Raw genomic sequence first — 18,555 nt, 5'->3', positions numbered from 1 at the left:
GTTTGATAAGCAGGCAATGCGATCATGGCCAAGATACCGATGATGGCAACAACAATCATTAATTCGATTAACGTGAAGCCGCCTTGTTTTTTTACGTTGTTCATTTGAGTCATGTTCATGGTGTTTTCTCCAACACTTTATTAGTGCATTAGGGTTTTACAAGTTTGTGCCAATCACAGTGCCCTGCTTAATGGCGTTCTTTAAATTCCTGTTCAGTATAGAACGACTTAACATTCTGACAAGTATGCAAAAATATACTCAAGTCTGAAGTATGAAAATGAACTCAATTTACTGCGATGCAATAACCCGCAACGATAAGTCAATAGCCGCCACGTTTTTAGTGAGCGCACCTGACGAAATATAATCTACCCCAGTGGCTGACAAGGCGCGTAAGCGTTCTTTAGTTACATTTCCAGATACTTCAAGTTTGCTGCGGCCTTGATTAACGTTAACCGCTTGTTCAATCAATTCGATACTGAAATTATCTAACATGACAATATCGGCCCCTGCATCAATGGCTTGAGTCAACTCATCTAAGTTTTCTACTTCCACCTCAACAGGTAGCTCAGCGTGTTGCAGTTTAGCCTGCGTCACCGCTTGCTTGATTGAGCCACAGGCCATTATGTGATTTTCTTTAATTAAAAATGCATCGTATAAACCGATACGATGATTAAAACCGCCACCGCACGTAACGGCATATTTTTGTGCGAGTCGCAAACCAGGTAAGGTTTTACGGGTGTCTAATAACTTCGTTTTCGAGCCCGCGAGTTCAGCTACGCAGGTCGCTACTTGTGTAGCAGTGGCGCTTAGGGTTTGTAAAAAGTTTAAGGCCGTTCGTTCTGCGGTCAAAATCGCCCGTGCGGCACCACTGACTTGAAAGATGGCTTGATTAGGCTTGAGCTGCTCACCATCTTTGGCAAACCATGTCACCTTTATATTGGGGTCGACTTGCAAAAAGGTTTCGTTTACCCACTGCGCGCCAGCGAGCACGCAGGGCTCCCTTGTAATCACTTCGGCCTTTATCATTTGAGTACTTGGAATTAAGTTAGCGGTAATGTCACCCGTCTCAATTGACTTGCCACCTAAATCTTCGAATAAGGCAAAACTCACCGTTTGTTTAATATGATCTTGTAACATGTTTTCTCTTTTTAATGTGGGACGCGTTACTACCTGCTATTGACATCTGATGCTGGTAGATGAGGTGGTATCAAGCAATGACGCGTTCTATGTTAACGCTTTTTAGCGGCTAAGGCCGCTTCTACAAAGAACGCAAAATTAACCACTGCCCTTTTTGGGTAAACTCTAGCTGCCGAAGTGCGCTCATGCCTAACAAAATCTCATCACTTTGATCCGATGGATTGATACTGGCTTTAACATCAAACAACTGAATATCACCGATAGCAAGCTGAGCGATAGACGTTTGGGCAACATTTATCACGCCATTAGCTGTTTGCACAGGATACAAGGCCCCCGCCTTTAGTTGTAATCGATTGGCTAAGTGTTGAGGTACAGAAACATGGGTAGCACCGGTATCGAGTAAAAACACCACCGGCTCATGGTTAACTGTACCATTTGTCACGTAATGGCCGCTGCGGTTTTGCTGCAGTTTTACTTCAATTACGCCTTTATCGTTAGCTGATATTGGTTGACGATTAGGATTAAACTGCGCTTCTAATTGCTCATCGAATACCAAGACCAGCAAGGCTAAACCAGATATCCAAGCAAAAACCATCATCCACTTTCCCATACTACTTTGTTGCTCAGACAAGGGGGCTCCTATGTAAAAATTGCGTGTCGCTTGACTTAAACTTCGTGCTGTTTGCTATGATAGCTGCCTGAAGATACTTTTAGAAGAAGCCAGCTTATCAATCATTCATCTCACTCGAATTTTTACCCCGCTGCTTTACAGTGCGTGACGAGTCATTATGATGACAGACCCGACCCTGAGGATGTTTCTTTGTTGGTTATTCATAATATTTCCTTGCCGCCTGAGCAATTTGGCGGCAAGGATATCGAAGCGTTTTTTTGCGGAAAATTGGATAAAAGTCGACATCCGTATTTTGAACTTATTGCTGACATGCGAGTTTCTGCTCATTGTTTAATAAAACGCAATGGCGAAGTTGTGCAGTTTGTGCCCTTTAACCATCGTGCTTGGCATGCAGGCAAATCGAGTTTTCAGGGGCGCAGTATCTGTAATGATTATTCGATTGGTATTGAATTAGAAGGGGCTGATCATATTGCCTATACCAATGCGCAATATGCAAGTTTGCTTAAATTAAGCCACTATATAATGGCTCTTTTTCCTCACATAACCTTAGCCCGCATCGTCGGACATTGTGACATTGCCCCACTACGCAAAAGCGATCCAGGAGTTGCCTTTGATTGGCCTTTGTTTCGCCAAGGTCTTAGTGCCCTTTAATCAATGATAAGTGTTATATTGAAGCCCTTATTTAATTCGGAGAAAATGTCTTATGACAATAATCAGTTTGCTTTTGGTCTTACTGGTTGAGCGTGTAACAACAAAATCGCGTTATTGGCAATTTGAGTTCTATTTTAATCACTTGTTTTCGTCTTTAACGACAAAACAAAATGCCGATTCTACTAACAATTATGGCGGCTTAGCCTTAATACTCGTTCCGCCCATCGTTGTTTTTGTGTTGGTGCAATATCTGGCCGCAGGTCTCATAGCATTTATCATCAGTACAGCAATACTAATGGTTTGCGTAGGGTGTCCTGCCGTTCGTGCAACCTATAAATGTTATTTACAAGCAGCAAATCGCGGCGACTTAGAAGCGTGTAGCCTTTACGCCGAACAATTGAGCAACGACGACGAAGGCATGGAATCTTTTGGTCGTAACTTGGTCTGGCAAAACTACCTGCATTATGCTGCCGTTATTTTATGGTTTACTGCTCTTGGCGCAGCTGGCGCTCTGCTTTATGTATTGGCCAGAGAAGTCAACAAACAACTTCAATCCACTCAACAGCCCGGTGCATCAGTGACCCAACAGGTAATGCATATTCTGGATTGGCTGCCAGTGAGGATCACGGCTTTAGGCTTTTTGTTAGTCGGCCATTTTTCTCGAGCATTTCCAACGTGGCTCAGTTATGTACTAAATCCTCATATCAGCGCTAAAAACTTGCTACTTGATGTCGCAAGACAAGCCGAAGAAATTGAACTAGATGAAAATGATTGTACAGAAGAACCGTGTACCTTGGTTCGATTAGCCAAGCGAAACGTCAAGTTTATTTTAGTTGCGATTGCCCTTTTAACCTTAACGGGCTGGATAAATTAGCTGATCAGACCACTGCCAAACCTCAACTAAATTGGATATAAATCAAGGTGATGCAACTGAATATCAGCTAAACATCATCTAGATTTATAAACCACTATTTACTCGACTTAAAATGTCTAATAAGCTAGTGGGCTAAATGGTCTTACCAATTTACCACGGTTACTACGTCAGCCTTTATGCTGATAACGGTAACCTCTAGGGTGGCAATGCGCAAAGTTCAATCAAGAAAATTATCCGACGATATTATGGAGCAGATTGAGTCCATGATACTCGAAGGTACGTTTTTGGCTGGGCAAAAACTCCCCCCTGAACGAGAACTTGCTGAGAAATTTGCGGTATCACGGCCCTCTGTGCGTGAGGCCATTCAAAAATTAGAAGCAAAAAATCTGGTTGAGCGTAAACAAGGTGGTGGCACATTTGTTAAACCCAAATTAAATGAGTTAATTACCGACCCTTTATTATTGCTGCTGTCTGACAGACCAGAGATGCAATTTGATTTATTAGAGTTTCGTCATGCTCTAGAGGGTATGGCAGCATATTATGCCGCTTTACGCGGACAACCTGACGATTACACGGCTCTGAAAAAAGCCTTAGTCGATTTGCCTCTCGGTGCTAACTCTGCGGACAAAAGTATTGAAGCAAAGGCACTTGTTAGTTTTTATCTGACAATGGCCGGGGCGGCGCATAACCTTGTTTTATTGCACGTTATGCGCAGCTTACAAACAATGTTGCAAGACAACATTCAACGAAACTTAGAGGTACTATCTGCTCATTCTGATGCACAACTGATGATCAATCGACAACGAGAGAAAATTGTTCAGGCAATTTTGTCTGGTGATCCAGAGCAAGCTCGTCAGGCTAGTAATGAACATTTAGCTTTTATAGAAGAAACCTTGTTGAACATTAATCGACAAGATATGCGTATGCAACGTGCTTTGCGTCGTATAGAAGTGAAGTAAAGGTACGAATACTAAACAACTTATTGAAAATAGATGCCAATATAGGAAATTAAACTATCCTTGTAGGCTTTAATAAGTTCACCATTAACAAACTAAAATAGGAAAGCACCATGGCTGATATGATGCATTCGGATGTGGATCCACAAGAAACCCAAGAGTGGTTAGACTCGCTAGAAACTGTATTAGAAGAAGAAGGCGTTGAACGTGCGCATTTTCTCCTAGAGAGTTTGATTGAAAAAGCGCGTCGCAATGGAGCACATTTACCTTACGATGCAACAACTGCTTATTTGAACACTATCCCTGCAGGTCAAGAACCGACTATGCCTGGTGACCAGACTATCGAAACCAAGATCCGTAACGCGATCCGTTGGAATGCGATGATGATGGTAGTTCGCGGCTCCAAAAAAGACCTTGACCTTGGTGGCCACATTTCTAGTTTTGCTTCTTCTGCCATGTTGTATGATGTTGGTTTCAACCACTTTTTCCGCGCACCAAACGAAAAAGATGGCGGCGACTTTTTGTTCGTTCAAGGCCATGTATCTCCTGGTATTTATTCGCGAGCCTTTATTGAAGGCCGTTTAAGCGCAGATCAACTTGATGGCTTTAGACAAGAAGTCGACGGTAAAGGTTTATCAAGCTACCCCCACCCTAAATTAATGCCTGATTTCTGGCAGTTCCCGACCGTATCAATGGGCTTGGGACCAATGCAAGCTATCTACTTAGCGCGCTTCTTAAAATACTTAACTAACCGTGGCTTAAAAGACTGTTCTGAACAGCGCGTGTGGTGTTTTATGGGTGACGGTGAAGTTGATGAGCCAGAAAGCTTGGGCGCTATCGGCCTTGCAACTCGCGAAGGTTTAGACAACTTAACGTTTGTGGTTAACTGTAATTTACAGCGTTTAGATGGCCCAGTGCGTGGTAACGGTAAAATTATCCAAGAACTCGAAGGCACCTTCCGCGGCGCTGGCTGGGAAGTATTTAAAGTCATTTGGGGTCGCTATTGGGATCCATTATTGGCCCGTGATACCTCCGGTAAACTACTTGATATTATGAACAACACCGTTGACGGTGAGTATCAAAACTACAAAGCCAAAGGCGGCGCCTATACCCGTGAGCATTTCTTTGGCAAATACCCTGAAACCAAAGACATGGTAGCTAACATGTCTGACGATGACATTTGGCGTTTAAATCGTGGTGGCCATGATCCAGTTAAAGTTTATGCCGCTTATAAACGCGCTACTGAAACCAAGGGCCGTCCACAAGTTATTCTTGCCAAAACGGTTAAAGGTTACGGCATGGGCTCTGCAGGCGAAGGTAAAAACATTGCACACAACGTGAAGAAAATGGATATGGAAGCGATACAACACATTCGCGACCGTTTTAATATTCCATTAAATAACGAAGAGTTGTCAGAATTTCCTTATTACAAGTTTGACGAAGACAGCGCAGAAATGAAGTATATGCGCAGTCGTCGTGAAGCCTTGCATGGCTATATGCCACGCCGTTTAGCAAAAAGCGCTGAAAACCTCCCAGCTCCACCATTGTCTGCCTTTGATGCCATTACCAAAGGCTCAGGTGATCGTGAGATTTCTACGACCATGGCCTTTGTACGTGTACTTACTGTGATGTTGAAAGACAAAAAAGTTGGGTCACGAGTTGTACCTATTATTCCTGACGAAGCTCGTACATTTGGTATGGAAGGTCTATTCCGTCAGGTGGGTATTTACGCTAACCAAGGGCAAAAATACGTGCCACAAGATGCTGACCAAGTTGCTTATTATCGTGAAGATACTAAGGGCCAAGTATTACAAGAAGGCATTAACGAGCTCGGTGCTATGGCATCTTGGGTGGCTGCAGGTACATCCTATTCAACCAATGATTTACCCATGATACCGGTGTATATCTACTACTCAATGTTTGGTTTCCAACGAGTCGGCGATATGGCGTGGGCCGCGGGTGACAGCCAAACCAGAGGTTTTTTAATTGGTGGTACTGCAGGGCGAACCACACTCAATGGTGAAGGTCTACAGCACCAAGATGGTCAGTCACATACTCAAGCATCGCTCATTCCAAATTGCATTACATATGATCCAACGTATGGGTATGAGGTGGCGGTTATTGTGCAAGACGGTATGCGCCGTATGTTTGAAGAGCAAGAAAACGTCTTCTATTACCTTACAGTCATGAATGAAAACTACGTACAACCTGCTATGCCTGAAGGCTCAGCAGAGGGTATCGTTAAAGGTATTTATCTACTGGATTCAGTGGGCAATAGCAAAAATAAACTGTCTGTCAAACTCTTGGGTTCTGGCACCATTTTGCAACAAGTGCGCGCTGCGGCGACTTTACTTGACGAGAAATTTGGTATTAGTTCTGAAGTTTACAGCGTGACCTCGTTCAACGAATTAGGCCGTGATGGCTTAGATTGTGAGCATTACAACATGCTGAATCCAGAAGGGACAGAGCGCATTCCTTATGTGACACAAGTATTGAACAAAGGCAGTAAAGGTCCAACGATTGCGGCGACTGATTATGTAAAAGCTTACACCGATCAGATTAGAGCATTTGTACCAGGCCAATATAAAGTGTTAGGTACTGACGGTTACGGCCGTTCGGACAGTCGCGAAAACTTGCGTCGTCACTTTGAAGTGGATCCTGCCTTCATTGCTATCGCATCAATACGCGAGCTAGTGAAAGCCGGTGACCTCGACAAAAAAGTCTTGGTTGACGCTTTGAAAGAATTTGCCATTGACGGCAACAAGATTAACCCGCTTTACGCATAACCGAATTGGAGACGATCAAAATGTCAGAGTTAAGAGATGTATTGGTACCAGATGTCGGTGGCGATGAAGTTGAAGTAATAGAAATCTGTGTCGCTGTTGGTGACGACGTAGACGCAGAAGCATCACTTATCACCGTTGAAAGTGACAAAGCCAGTATGGATATCCCTGCTCCTTTTGGTGGCAAGATAAGTGATATCTTGGTGAAAGTGGGAGACAAAGTCAGTCAAGATTCATTGATCATGAAGATGACTGCTGCGGCTGCACAAGCCAGCTCTCAAAAATCAGAACCTGCTCCGACGAAAGAAGCGGTTGAACCAAGCAAAAGTGAAGCTAAGGAAGAGCCTGCTAGTGCTCCCGCTTCGCAAGGTTCTGCTGAGGCTGAAGTTATTGAAGTAACCGTACCAGACATTGGTGGCGACACCGACGTGGACGTTATTGAAGTATTGGTTTCTGTCGGTGACAAAATCGATGCAGAAACAGGTTTAATTACCCTTGAAACCGATAAAGCAACCATGGATGTGCCTGCGCCAAAAGCTGGTGTGGTTAAAGAACTTAAAATTAAGGTTGGCGACAAGGTGTCTCAAGGCAGCTTAGTGCTTTTGCTTGAAGTAGCAGGCAGTGCACCGGCCGCAGCTGAGGCCGAAGCGCCAAAAGCAGAAGCAGCTCCGGCACAAACAAGTTCAGCGAGTGAAGTCATCGAAGTTAGCGTTCCTGATATCGGTGGTGACACAGACGTCGATGTTATCGAAGTATTGGTGAAAGCTGGCGACAAAATTGACGCTGAAACAGGCTTAATTACCTTAGAAACTGATAAAGCAACCATGGACGTACCAGCGCCTAAAGCGGGTACGGTCAAAGAAGTGAAAGTGAAAGTGGGCGACAAAGTATCGCAGGGCAGCTTAGTATTATTGCTAGAAGTTGCTGGCAGTAGTCCTGCTCCGGCCCCTGCTGCTAAGGCTGATGCGGCCCCAGCTAAACCTGCTGTTGCTCCTGCATCATCTGCACCGAAAGCGCCCCCTGTACCTCACCATCCTTCTGCTGGTGATATGGGTAAAGGCGGTAAAGTGCATGCATCACCATCAGTGCGTCGTTTAGCGCGTGAGTTTGGCGTAGATTTAACTCAGGTTAGCGGTACCGGCCCTAAAAAGCGGGTTCTTAAAGAAGACGTTCAATCCTTTGTTAAATATGAATTATCTCGTCCCAAAGCAACCAATAACTCAGTGTCTGCCGGCGGTTCAGGCGGTTTACAAGTTCTTGCAGCGCCTAAAGTGGACTTTAGTAAGTTTGGGGAAATTGAAGAAGTACCATTAACCCGCATTCAGAAGATTTCTGGTCCTAATTTACACAGAAACTGGGTCACGATCCCTCACGTTACTCAGTTTGATGAGGCAGATATCACAGCACTCGAAGACTTCCGTAAAGAGCAAAATGCCGTCGCTGAGAAACGTAAGTTAGGGGTAAAAATAACGCCTCTAGTGTTTATGATGAAAGCCGTAGCCGATGCAATGAAAGCCTACCCTGTATTTAATACGTCTTTATCCGAATCAGGTGAAAGCTTAATTCAGAAAAAGTATTACCATATTGGTATTGCGGTAGAAACGCCCGGCGGATTAGTGGTTCCAGTGGTGCGCGATGTTGATAAAAAAGGCATCTATGAGTTATCTCGTGAGTTAACTGAAATCAGTATTAAAGCGCGAGACGGAAAACTCAAAGCCGCTGATATGCAAGGCAGTTGTTTTACGATTTCAAGTTTAGGTGGAATTGGTGGTACGGCATTTACTCCAATTGTGAATGCGCCAGATGTTGCCATTTTAGGAGTATCTAAGAGCGAGATGAAACCTAAGTGGAATGGTAAGGACTTCGAACCGCGTTTGATGCTGCCTTTATCATTGTCTTATGACCATCGCGTTATTGATGGTGCCGTTGGCGCAAGATTTGTCGTTCACTTGAGCAATGTGCTGGGTGATATTCGTCAAATGTTGTTATAACAAATATAAAAGAAATGGCGTGTTTTCACGCCTTTTCTTTGCTAACTCACGGGCGACTAGGTAGAATTTCGTCGCCCATACAAAGCAAATAAAAAATTTTAAAGAGATTGAGGTCACAATGAGCGAAATTAAAACCCAGTTAGTAGTATTAGGCGCAGGTCCTGGTGGATATTCTGCGGCATTTCGTGCTGCTGATTTAGGAATTGAAGCTGTAATCGTCGACGCCCGAGAGACACTAGGTGGTGTTTGTTTAAACGTAGGTTGTATCCCTTCAAAAGCCCTACTTCACGTAGCAAAAGTTATCGACGATGCCAAAGAAATGGCCTCCCACGGTGTAGTATTTGGTGAGCCAAAAATCGATTTAGATAAAGTACGCGGTTGGAAAGACAGCGTAGTAAGCCAGTTGACCAAAGGTCTATCTGGTATGTCAAAAATGCGCAAAGTGAAACACGTGCAAGGTTATGGAAAGTTTACTGGTAGTAATACTCTAGAAGTAGAAGGTAAAGACGGTAAAACAGTCATTACGTTTGACAACGCCATCATTGCAGCAGGTTCTGAACCGGTTAGCTTACCGTTTATCCCTAAAGATGATCCTCGCGTAATTGACTCGACCGGCGCCCTTGAAATGGCTGACATCCCTGAAAAAATGTTAGTGTTGGGTGGTGGTATCATCGGTTTAGAAATGGGTACGGTATATCGTGCTTTGGGTTCTCAAATTGATGTTGTTGAATTTTTAGATCAACTTGTACCCGCCGCAGATAAAGACGTCGTTAAGGTTTACCAAAAATTTGTTAAAGACAAATTCAATGTCATGTTAGAAACCAAGGTCACGGGTGTAGAAGCCAAAGATGATGGTTTATATGTGAGCTTTGAAGGTAAGCAGGCCCCTAGCGAAGCAGTACGCTACGACAAAGTATTGGTTGCTGTTGGTCGTCGTCCAAATGGTAAATTACTGGATGCCGATAAAGCCGGCGTTGCTGTTGACGACCGCGGTTTTATTAGTGTAGACAAGCAGTTACGTACTAACGTAAACCATATTTTTGCAATTGGTGATTTAATTGGTCAGCCAATGCTTGCTCACAAAGCGGTGCATGAAGGTCATGTTGCTGCTGAAGTTATTTCAGGCCTCAAGCATTACTTTGATCCTAAATGCATTCCTTCAGTTGCTTACACCGATCCTGAAATGGCATGGGTAGGTGTCACTGAAAAAGAAGCCAAAGAGCAAGGTTTAAAGGTTGAAAGTGCGACCTTCCCTTGGGCTGCTTCTGGCCGAGCAATTGCTTCTGGCCGCACTGAAGGGATGACTAAGCTTATTTTCGATAAAGATACTCACCGTATCGTTGGTGGTGCCATTGTTGGTATTAACGCGGGTGAGATGTTAGGTGAAATAGGTTTAGCGATCGAAATGGGCGCTGATGCAGAAGATATCGCATTAACCATTCATGCTCACCCTACTCTAAACGAATCTATCGGTTTAGCGGCAGAAATGTACGAAGGTAGCATTACTGATTTACCTAATCCGAAAGCGAAGAAAAAATAAACTTTTTCTAAGCACTCAATCACAAAGGGCCTGATTTGGGGCCCTTTTTTTTGCATAACTCAATTTACATCCCCCTCTTGTCCCATTCTATCAAGGTGTTTGTTAACCAACACTTGTAACAATTATTCACACTTTAAATACACAACATTTTGCAAGCTAAAGTCGCAAGCAGTAGACTCACTGCGATTTTTACTCTCACAATAATAAGAGCAAGAAGGTGTAATCCCCTATAACTTGCTCCCATGAAGGAAGACAGATGAACAAATTTAGTATGCTTGCTATTAGTGTATCAGTGGCCCTAGGTTTAGCCGCTTGTAGCCCAGCATCGAAAACAGAACCTGAGCAACCTCGAGCCGTAGAACAAAAAGTCCCTATGGTTTCGGGTATCGATTTGACTGCAGTTGATCAAACCGTTGCTGCGCAGAATGATTTATTTCGCCATGTGAATGGCCACTGGTTAAACACCACTGACATTCCTGCTGATAAAAGTCGTTATGGCGTGTTTAATGTCTTGTATGACAATACTCAAGAAAATCTAAAATCTCTGATCCAAGAAGCCGCCAATACACAGGCCCAAAGTGGTTCAAATACACAGAAGCTGGGTGACATGTACAACAGCTACATGAACCTTGATAAAGCAAATGAATTAGGTTTAAGCCCACTGCAGTCATATATTGATGCCATTGCAGCAATCAAAACGCCAACTGAACTGGCTCAAAAAATGGGCGAACTTTATGTGCTTGGCGTGGGCGGTCCGTTCAACTACTACACCTCACCAGATGCCAAAGATCCAAATATAACGACCATGTATTTGTATCAAGCAGGTCTGACTTTACCTGACAGAGATTATTACAGCAAAGACGATCAGAAGTACCTTGATTTTCGTATTGCCGCTGAAAAATATATGGCTGAATTACTTGCTAAGGCTGGCACAGCAAATCCAGAAGACGCAGCCTCACGCATTATGGCCTTGGAAAAAGATATTGCCGCAAAACACATTTCTCGAGTAGAGAGTCGTGATGCCGAAAAAAATTATAACAATCGCAGTAAAGACGAAGTTAAAGTGCTATTTACTGGATTTGATTGGCAGGCCTACGCGGACGCAAGTGGCATCGGTTCAGTAGAAAAAATGGTGGTGCGAAACATGCCCTATTTTGAGCATATTAGCGACATTATGACTAAACACGACTTACAAACGTGGAAAGACTACTTAACCTTTAATTTGGTCGACGCGTACGCCAGCCGTCTGAGCCAAGACTTTGTTGATTTGCACTTTGCTTTTCACTCAACCACGTTAAACGGTATTCCTGAGCAACAACCACGTTGGAAGCGCGCAGTAAACGCCACAAGCGGTGTACTAGGTGAAGTGCTTGGTCAACAATATGTTGAACGTTACTTTACACCTGAAGCCAAGGCAAAAATGGACGAGCTCGTTCAAAATTTAATTAAAGCCTACGGTGAAAGCATTCAACAACTTGATTGGATGAGTGAAGAAACAAAAGTAAAAGCCCTTGAAAAACTGGCGTCTTTTACGCCTAAAATTGGTTATCCAAGTAAATGGCGCGATTATTCAGGCTTAGAAATAAAAGCAGATGACTTGGTCGGAAACTACTTACGTTACGCTGAATTTGACCACATGGAAGACGTTGAAAAAATTGGCAAACCTGTCGATAAAGCAGACTGGGGCATGACCCCACAAACCATCAATGCCTATTACAGCCCTGTCAGAAATGAAATTGTATTTCCAGCAGGTATTTTACAACCGCCATTTTTTGATATGAACGCTGAAGATGCGGTTAACTATGGTGCAATAGGCGCTGTGATTGGTCATGAAATTGGTCATGGTTTTGATGATCAGGGTTCTAAATACGATGGACAAGGTAATCTTCGTAGTTGGTGGACTGATGCAGATCGTGAAGCCTTTGATGCGCTTGGTAAAAAGTTAGTAGCGCAGTACGACGCTTTTGAGCCTATTGAAGGTCAGAATGTGAATGGTAGTTTGACCTTAGGTGAAAATATCGGTGATCTAGCCGGCGTAACCATTGGTTATAAAGCGTATCAAATGTCATTAAATGGTGAGGAAGCAAAGGTTATCGATAATTTAACTGGCGCCCAACGTTTCTTTATGGGTTATGCCCAAGTGTGGCGCAGCAAATCACGTGAAGATGCGTTGCGAGCACAACTGTTAAGCGACCCCCACTCACCGGGCGAATTTCGGGTAAATGGTATCGCGCCAAACGTTGACGCTTTTTATCAAGCCTTCGACGTAAAAGAAGGTGATGGCATGTACCTTAAACCAGAAGATCGTGTAAAAATCTGGTAATTTACCTTTTGCTTAACAAGCCCATTCAAGCCCTGCCTTGTTTGGGCTTTTTACATTTAAAAGCGTTGACGATGATACTACCCAGGCCCAAAACTGCTCAAAGACAACCGCAGTTAGCGTATATTTAGGGTGTTGATTAACATCAGCCTAGTTAGCTTATCCGTTTATAAACCCAAATTTAGGATGCCGCCGATCACCGCATGGTATCAAAGCAACACAGTAAAAAATCAAAACGACCAACGCTACGTTTAGGACTAGCGCTGACTCTTTGCTATTTACTATCTCGCAGTACCTATCTACTATCTAATCAGGATATTCCCCGGCGTTTTATCTGTTGAGGTGTGGTTTGAAACAGATTGAAATTTTTGAAATAACCAGTCCTTGTATAGGCGTTTGCCAATCTGGCCCGAAGGGTTATTGCTTGGGTTGCTTTCGCTCGCGAGATGAGAGATTACATTGGACTAAACTAGAAGAGAATGTGCAAAGTGCAATTATTAAAGCCTGTGCCTTACGCAAAAAACGCGCTAATCAGGCAAAGTCTAAACAAGCGCAAAGTAAAGAAGAGCAAAAGCAAACTGACTTATTTGAATAATGAAGCCTCGTTTGGGATAAACCCATGACAAGCGATTCAGTTTGCGCTCTTTGCTAGTTCAACTATTTCATTAATAACATCAAGTGCGACTTCAACAGGGATAGTGTGGCCCATTCCAGGATAAATTTTAAGTTTGGCTTGTGGAATTGCGTTCGCAGTAGCGACGCCACATTCAACCGGTACCAAAGGGTCAATATCGCCATGTATCACTAATGTTGGCTTAGTTAATTGACGCAAGGCAGATGTCCGATCCGCTGCACTTAAAATAGCGGCAAATTGGCGACTTATTCCGTCAGGATTAAATCCCCTCTCCCTAGAGCAACGTAATAAATGAGTGATTCTTTCTTGCTCAAAGGGGTAATGAGTACCGTGCAGGATTCGCCAAACCTTGGTGGCTTGCTTAAGATAAGCTGTTTTTTCTTTGGCGGGTGTTGCCAAAAGTTGTAAAGCAGTTGTATTGCTCGCTCTGGGTAAAGACCGATCTCCAGTCGTAGACATAATAGACGTAAGACTTAGCACCCTTTGCGGTGCCTCAATTGCAATTAGTTGTGCAATCATGCCACCCATCGATGCCCCAACGATGTGTGCCTTTTCAATTTCTAGTGCATCCATTAAACCCACAGTATCTTGGGCTAAATCAGTGAGTTGGTAACTTGCTTTTAACTTCTTAGCAAATAGTACATTCATTAAAAATGCCCATGACTTAGGAATTTTATCCTTGTTTAGCCAGCTACTTTTACCAATATCTCGATTATCAAAACGCACAACCCAAAAACCCTTACTGGCTAAAGCTCGGCAAAACGCTTCATCCCAAAAAATCATTTGTGTAGCCAAGCCCATAATTAAGACGACAGCAGGATTGCTGCGCTCACCAAAGCTGTCGAAATTTATCAGTAGGCCGTTGGCATGAACCTGTTTTTCATTACTGTGCTGTACATCTAGATTACTTGTCTTCACAATTTTCAGTCGAAAAATTCTTTTATAGTTAGCAACTAGCTTACTCATTTACTCAGTAAAAGTCAGTCTCATAATATCAATATCTGTCCAAACTAAAGACAATTGCAAAGCAGAAAAATAAAATTTTTTCGTGGTGCAAGTTCATAAATATTAAGCATTATTGACAAAGTAACTCTCAATTAATGCGCTAACTGTTTATAATAAGGTCAACCGTGGAAAGACGTAATGTGCCAATGCTGACAATAACCCCCAAAGATGTAGCTAAAATTGCAAGCCAGTCCTTCGTGTTGCCTGATATTTGCATACGAATTCGCGCGATGCTGGATAATGACAATAGCAGTTTAGAGGAGATAGGAGAGCTTATTGCCTTAGATCCTTCGCTATCCTCTAAGTTATTAAAATTAGCTAATTCATCTTTATTCCGTTTTGAGTCACAAGTAGATACCCTCACAAAAGCAATTAGCGTGATTGGTGGTGAAGCTTTATATAATTTAGTTATGGCCGAAACCGCCAGCTCGGCCTTCGAACATTTCAGTAGTGACGTGATTGATTTGAAACGGTTTTGGCTACAAAGCGTTTATGCTGGCTTAGTTGCCAAACATTTAGCAAAAATTGCCCGAATTAGGGGAAGTGAGCGCTTTTTTGTACTGGGTTTGTTGCATAATATTGGGGAGCTTTTAGTTGCCGTACAAGCGCCTGAATTAGTAATAAAATGCAATCAATACGATGCTAAAATCTGTCCTTGGCACAAACAACAAGAATTAATGGGCTTTGACTTTGCGAAATGCAGCGCAGAATTAATGCAAGTGTGGCGCTTACCTTCTCAGTTGTATTTACCTATTGAACATATTCATGATGAAATAAAGGCCCTAAAAGATAAAGAGATCGCAGTCATTTTTTGTGCTGCTAGGGCAGGTATTGCGTTGGCCAATCAACATCTTTATACACCTCATCAGCTTGTGCCCCCTACAGTGATTAGCGCATTAAATTTAGAAAATTACGATCTTAATGCGGCTGTTAAATATGCGCTAATGGAAGCGGATAATATAATTACCTTAATGCAACCAAAGGCTAAGTAGAATTAAAAAACAAGGTAAATAAAGTGTAATTACCGAATTTTATTGAGTATTAACTTTGCACAATGCTGCATTAGTTTTATACAATGCCTCCTGCTTTTTAATTGGCAGTTAAATTTGTATTTTTAATGAAAAAACTCCTCCTATTACTGACTTTTTGCGCGTGGCACAGTCATGCTCAGCTAAATATAATGCGCTCATTATATATGGCTGAGAAGCCAAGCTACGCCATTGGCGAAGATAGCGAAATGTCGATGATAGGCGAGTTTGGATTAGTCGAAGCTTCCGGCAATACCAGTACCTCGTCCGTCACCGCTAAAATCAATGCCAGTCAAGAACTTACCCATTGGAGTTACCAGATCATCAGTGATTTTTTGTATAAGCGCAGTGCTACGGAAATTGATGGTGAGAATGTATCAGCCACTTCGGCACAAAAACTTTTTCTATCAAGCCAAATTGACTATAAATTACTCGACCCCAACAATCGGGTATTTATATATGGAGAATATGAAGACAATCGTTTTAGTGGCTTTGATTATCAAACGGCGGTTGCCGCAGGTTGGACATCCCGTTTATGGCGAGATGATATCAGCGAATTGAAATACAGCATTGGTCCTGGTTACTCAGTATCTAAGTATGAATCCAATAAAAACTTAGCCGATGATCAAGGAATTATTGTTAGGGCGGCCTTTGAGTACAAACATAAATTCAATAAACAAGCGACATTCAGGCAATTTGTCAGCGCCGAAGCAGCGAGTGATTCGACAAAAACTAAATCAGAAACGTCTTTATCAACTAAAATAAATGGCTCATTGGCCATGAAACTGACGTTTGTGGTGAATCACGATACGGGTGTCAGTCAAGAAACGGAAGAATTAGACACAGAAACAGCCGTTACTCTGGTTTATCAGTTTTTCTGAGCCATTTATTAGCGTAAAATATTGCCATATTTACCTCTTCAACTATTCAATTTTTGGATTTAATTATATTAAGGATATTTTCCATGCAAAAAACACTGCTAGTTTTAGGCCTTCTCGCCTCCTATGGCACTCTCGCTGCCGACGAAGTGAAACCTTTGTCGATGGATGGCGAATTTGGTTTTATCTCTACCACGGGTAATACAGAGACTACGTCTTTCAAAGGTAAGCTAGCTGCGCATCAAGAGTTAGAAATGTGGAGTAATGACTTTGTAGTTGAAGGTCTTTACAAAAAAGATGACGTTGCGGGTGAATCGCAAACGACTGCGCAAAAATACTTTATGTCCGCTCAGGGTAACTATAAGTTAGAAAATCCTGATCACCGTTTGTTTGGTTTCGCTTCGTATGCTGATGACAAGTTCAGCAGTTACGACTATCAAGCCACACTTGCAGTGGGTTGGCAACAAAAGCTATGGGATGACCCTTCAAGCAGATTTAGCTACAGTATCGGTCCTGGTTATTCATTTGCAAAAACCTCTGAAGGCGAATCTGAAAACGGCTTAATCGTACGTGGCGCACTAGACTATCAATGGAAAGTGTCAGATAACGCGACTTTCAAACAAATACTATCTACGGAAGTAGGTAGTAATAATACTAAATCTAAATCAGAGACCTCATTATCTGCCAAGATTAATGATTCGCTGTCTTTGAAAGTATCGTTATTAATGGATCACAACACTGATGTGGCTGAGGGTAAAGAGAACCTAGATACTCAAACTGCGGTCACCGTGGTTTACACTTTCTTTTAAGAAATAAATTCATCAAAAACGCCGGCTAATTTAGCCGGCGTTTTTGTATCTATAGACTTCGGATCCCATCAGTACTCAACAAGCGCCAACATCTATTGTTGTAGACGACAGTAAGCTGATGTAAAAGACTACGTACTGGTCAGAACGCTGCGGTTGGCATATTGGTCTATCCTTACTTGCGAGTTAGCATTTGGACTAAAGCGCCACTAGCACTAGCACCTTTCCATTACTATCCTTTGGCTTCCCAAAAAATAGCATCTTCGCTCTGAACTTAGTAATGATTCAGAGCCGGCTGTAAGGTATCTAGTGGTCTTAATAACTCGCTAGTGTCGTCATTGGGAATGTGTTTTTCTTAGCAAACCTTGTTCAGTGAAGACGATTCTGTGTTGCCAGATAAAGAGCTGATATCCCCCATTTGGACAAAAAGCGTATTAATTTTCTTCTATTCAGCAAGATTCGCTAATACACTCTTGGCTTCGATGACCTGTTGCTCACTGCCATTTTCAATGATGTCTTGTAATAGTTCTACAGCAGAGTCGTGTTCGCCAATTTCAATATAGGCATGAGCAAGATCTAACTTAGCGCCAAAACCACTGTCATCGTCAACATCAACCCCTTCGCCCTCTGTAGGATCACCAAAGAATGAAGCCAGAGGTGCTGACAAGTCTAAATCCTTAGCTGCCAAAGAATCCTCTTCTTCATCGAAGCTATCGTTTAACAATGCTTCAACGTCTAAAAAGTCATCTTCGTCGGTATTATTGAGCAATTCGTTTGACACAACTTCGTCTTCTGCAGTGGGCTCAGATAACAGAGCTGAAATATCCAAGCCATCGTTTTCGTCATCGTTGCTGATGTCAATAGCATCTAATAATTCATCAAAATTAGCTTCTTCAATTTCATCAAGTACAGATTCATCCTCAGCATTACTCTGTAATTGCTTGTCTTTTTTATCCTTTGGATCTAATTCTTTGTCTTGAGATAACCAATCACCCAATCCTGGAAATTCATCTAAGGCACTTTCATCCTGTACTTCGCTAAGATTTTCTGCCTCGGCATCAAGGTCAGCTAATGCTTGCTCAAGTAAAGAATCATCGGTTTCATCTTGATTAGGGCTCGGATCCTGCGCTTTGTGTTGAAAATAGTCATCAGCGATAGCGCCAAACTCTAATTCATCTAAGGAGTCTAAGCCGCCTTTTTGATCTGAGGTCAAATCTTTCAGAACCTCATCGAGTTCCTGATGCTCGAAATCTTCTAAGGCTTTTTCTAACTCATCTTCATCTAAGCCATGCTCATCCAGATTATGCTCAGCAAACTCGTC

At 42.6% G+C, this 18,555-nt stretch carries 16 protein-coding genes; 11 read left to right on the top strand and 5 right to left on the bottom strand.

What is annotated here, in order from left to right:
* The 3 genes from NWQ57_RS07560 to NWQ57_RS07550 form a co-directional block, all read right to left on the bottom strand.
* Positions 1-119 (bottom strand): prepilin-type N-terminal cleavage/methylation domain-containing protein (locus tag NWQ57_RS07560; protein ID WP_306021536.1); only part of this gene is annotated, 119 nt, incomplete at its 3' end.
* A gap of 169 nt (positions 120-288) precedes the next feature.
* A complete protein-coding gene (nadC, locus tag NWQ57_RS07555) occupies positions 289-1,137 on the bottom strand; it encodes a carboxylating nicotinate-nucleotide diphosphorylase (protein ID WP_306021534.1) in 849 nt (282 codons plus the stop codon).
* Positions 1,138-1,258: 121 nt separating this feature from the next.
* Positions 1,259-1,768 (bottom strand): TIGR02281 family clan AA aspartic protease, encoded by a 510-nt coding sequence (locus NWQ57_RS07550; RefSeq protein ID WP_306021533.1) that lies wholly within the window; start codon positions 1,766-1,768, stop codon positions 1,259-1,261.
* A 96-nt stretch (positions 1,769-1,864) separates the two neighbouring features.
* Between NWQ57_RS07550 and ampD the strand changes: the two genes are divergently transcribed.
* From ampD to NWQ57_RS07510, 8 genes are all read left to right on the top strand, one after another.
* A complete protein-coding gene (gene ampD, locus NWQ57_RS07545; protein WP_306021535.1) occupies positions 1,865-2,419 on the top strand; it encodes a 1,6-anhydro-N-acetylmuramyl-L-alanine amidase AmpD in 555 nt (184 codons plus the stop codon).
* A 52-nt stretch (positions 2,420-2,471) separates the two neighbouring features.
* The gene (ampE, locus tag NWQ57_RS07540; protein WP_306021532.1) at positions 2,472-3,293 is read left to right on the top strand and encodes a beta-lactamase regulator AmpE; all 822 of its coding nucleotides are present in this window, start codon (positions 2,472-2,474) and stop codon (positions 3,291-3,293) included.
* Positions 3,294-3,499: 206 nt separating this feature from the next.
* Entirely contained in the window at positions 3,500-4,252 is a 753-nt protein-coding gene (gene pdhR, locus NWQ57_RS07535) for a pyruvate dehydrogenase complex transcriptional repressor PdhR (protein WP_306021531.1), read from the top strand.
* A gap of 110 nt (positions 4,253-4,362) precedes the next feature.
* Complete coding sequence (gene aceE, locus NWQ57_RS07530) at positions 4,363-7,035, top strand: pyruvate dehydrogenase (acetyl-transferring), homodimeric type (protein ID WP_306021530.1); 2,673 nt, start codon at positions 4,363-4,365, stop codon at positions 7,033-7,035.
* 20 nt (positions 7,036-7,055) lie between these two features.
* Positions 7,056-9,023, top strand: coding sequence for a pyruvate dehydrogenase complex dihydrolipoyllysine-residue acetyltransferase (gene aceF, locus NWQ57_RS07525; RefSeq protein WP_306021529.1), 1,968 nt, complete (start codon positions 7,056-7,058; stop codon positions 9,021-9,023).
* A 118-nt stretch (positions 9,024-9,141) separates the two neighbouring features.
* Positions 9,142-10,563, top strand: a complete 1,422-nt coding sequence (gene lpdA / locus NWQ57_RS07520; protein ID WP_306021528.1) for a dihydrolipoyl dehydrogenase — start codon at positions 9,142-9,144, stop codon at positions 10,561-10,563.
* A 256-nt stretch (positions 10,564-10,819) separates the two neighbouring features.
* A complete protein-coding gene (locus NWQ57_RS07515; protein ID WP_306021527.1) occupies positions 10,820-12,886 on the top strand; it encodes a M13 family metallopeptidase in 2,067 nt (688 codons plus the stop codon).
* Between the two features lie 346 nt (positions 12,887-13,232).
* Positions 13,233-13,478: a DUF1289 domain-containing protein gene (locus tag NWQ57_RS07510; protein WP_306021526.1), complete on the top strand. Its 246-nt coding sequence runs from the start codon at positions 13,233-13,235 to the stop codon at positions 13,476-13,478.
* Between the two features lie 36 nt (positions 13,479-13,514).
* Here NWQ57_RS07510 and NWQ57_RS07505 read toward each other — a convergent pair whose 3' ends face one another.
* Positions 13,515-14,435, bottom strand: a complete 921-nt coding sequence (locus NWQ57_RS07505; RefSeq protein ID WP_306021525.1) for an alpha/beta hydrolase — start codon at positions 14,433-14,435, stop codon at positions 13,515-13,517.
* A 212-nt stretch (positions 14,436-14,647) separates the two neighbouring features.
* Here NWQ57_RS07505 and NWQ57_RS07500 point away from each other — a divergent pair, with 212 nt between their 5' ends.
* The 3 genes from NWQ57_RS07500 (at position 14,648) to NWQ57_RS07490 (ending at position 17,237) form a co-directional block, all read left to right on the top strand.
* Entirely contained in the window at positions 14,648-15,514 is an 867-nt protein-coding gene (locus tag NWQ57_RS07500; RefSeq protein ID WP_306021524.1) for an HDOD domain-containing protein, read from the top strand.
* Positions 15,515-15,639: 125 nt separating this feature from the next.
* Positions 15,640-16,431, top strand: coding sequence for a YdiY family protein (locus tag NWQ57_RS07495; RefSeq protein ID WP_306021523.1), 792 nt, complete (start codon positions 15,640-15,642; stop codon positions 16,429-16,431).
* Positions 16,432-16,514: 83 nt separating this feature from the next.
* Complete coding sequence (locus NWQ57_RS07490) at positions 16,515-17,237, top strand: YdiY family protein (RefSeq protein WP_306021522.1); 723 nt, start codon at positions 16,515-16,517, stop codon at positions 17,235-17,237.
* A gap of 442 nt (positions 17,238-17,679) precedes the next feature.
* Here NWQ57_RS07490 and NWQ57_RS07485 read toward each other — a convergent pair.
* On the bottom strand, positions 17,680-18,555 hold an 876-nt coding region (locus NWQ57_RS07485; RefSeq protein ID WP_306021521.1), incomplete at its 5' end, for a FimV/HubP family polar landmark protein.

The organism is Paraglaciecola sp., assembly GCF_030730205.1.
In the GTDB taxonomy this organism is placed as follows: domain Bacteria; phylum Pseudomonadota; class Gammaproteobacteria; order Enterobacterales; family Alteromonadaceae; genus Paraglaciecola.
The sequence above is the reverse complement of the archived record's forward strand: the minus strand, read 5'-3'. Positions and strand labels throughout refer to the sequence as shown.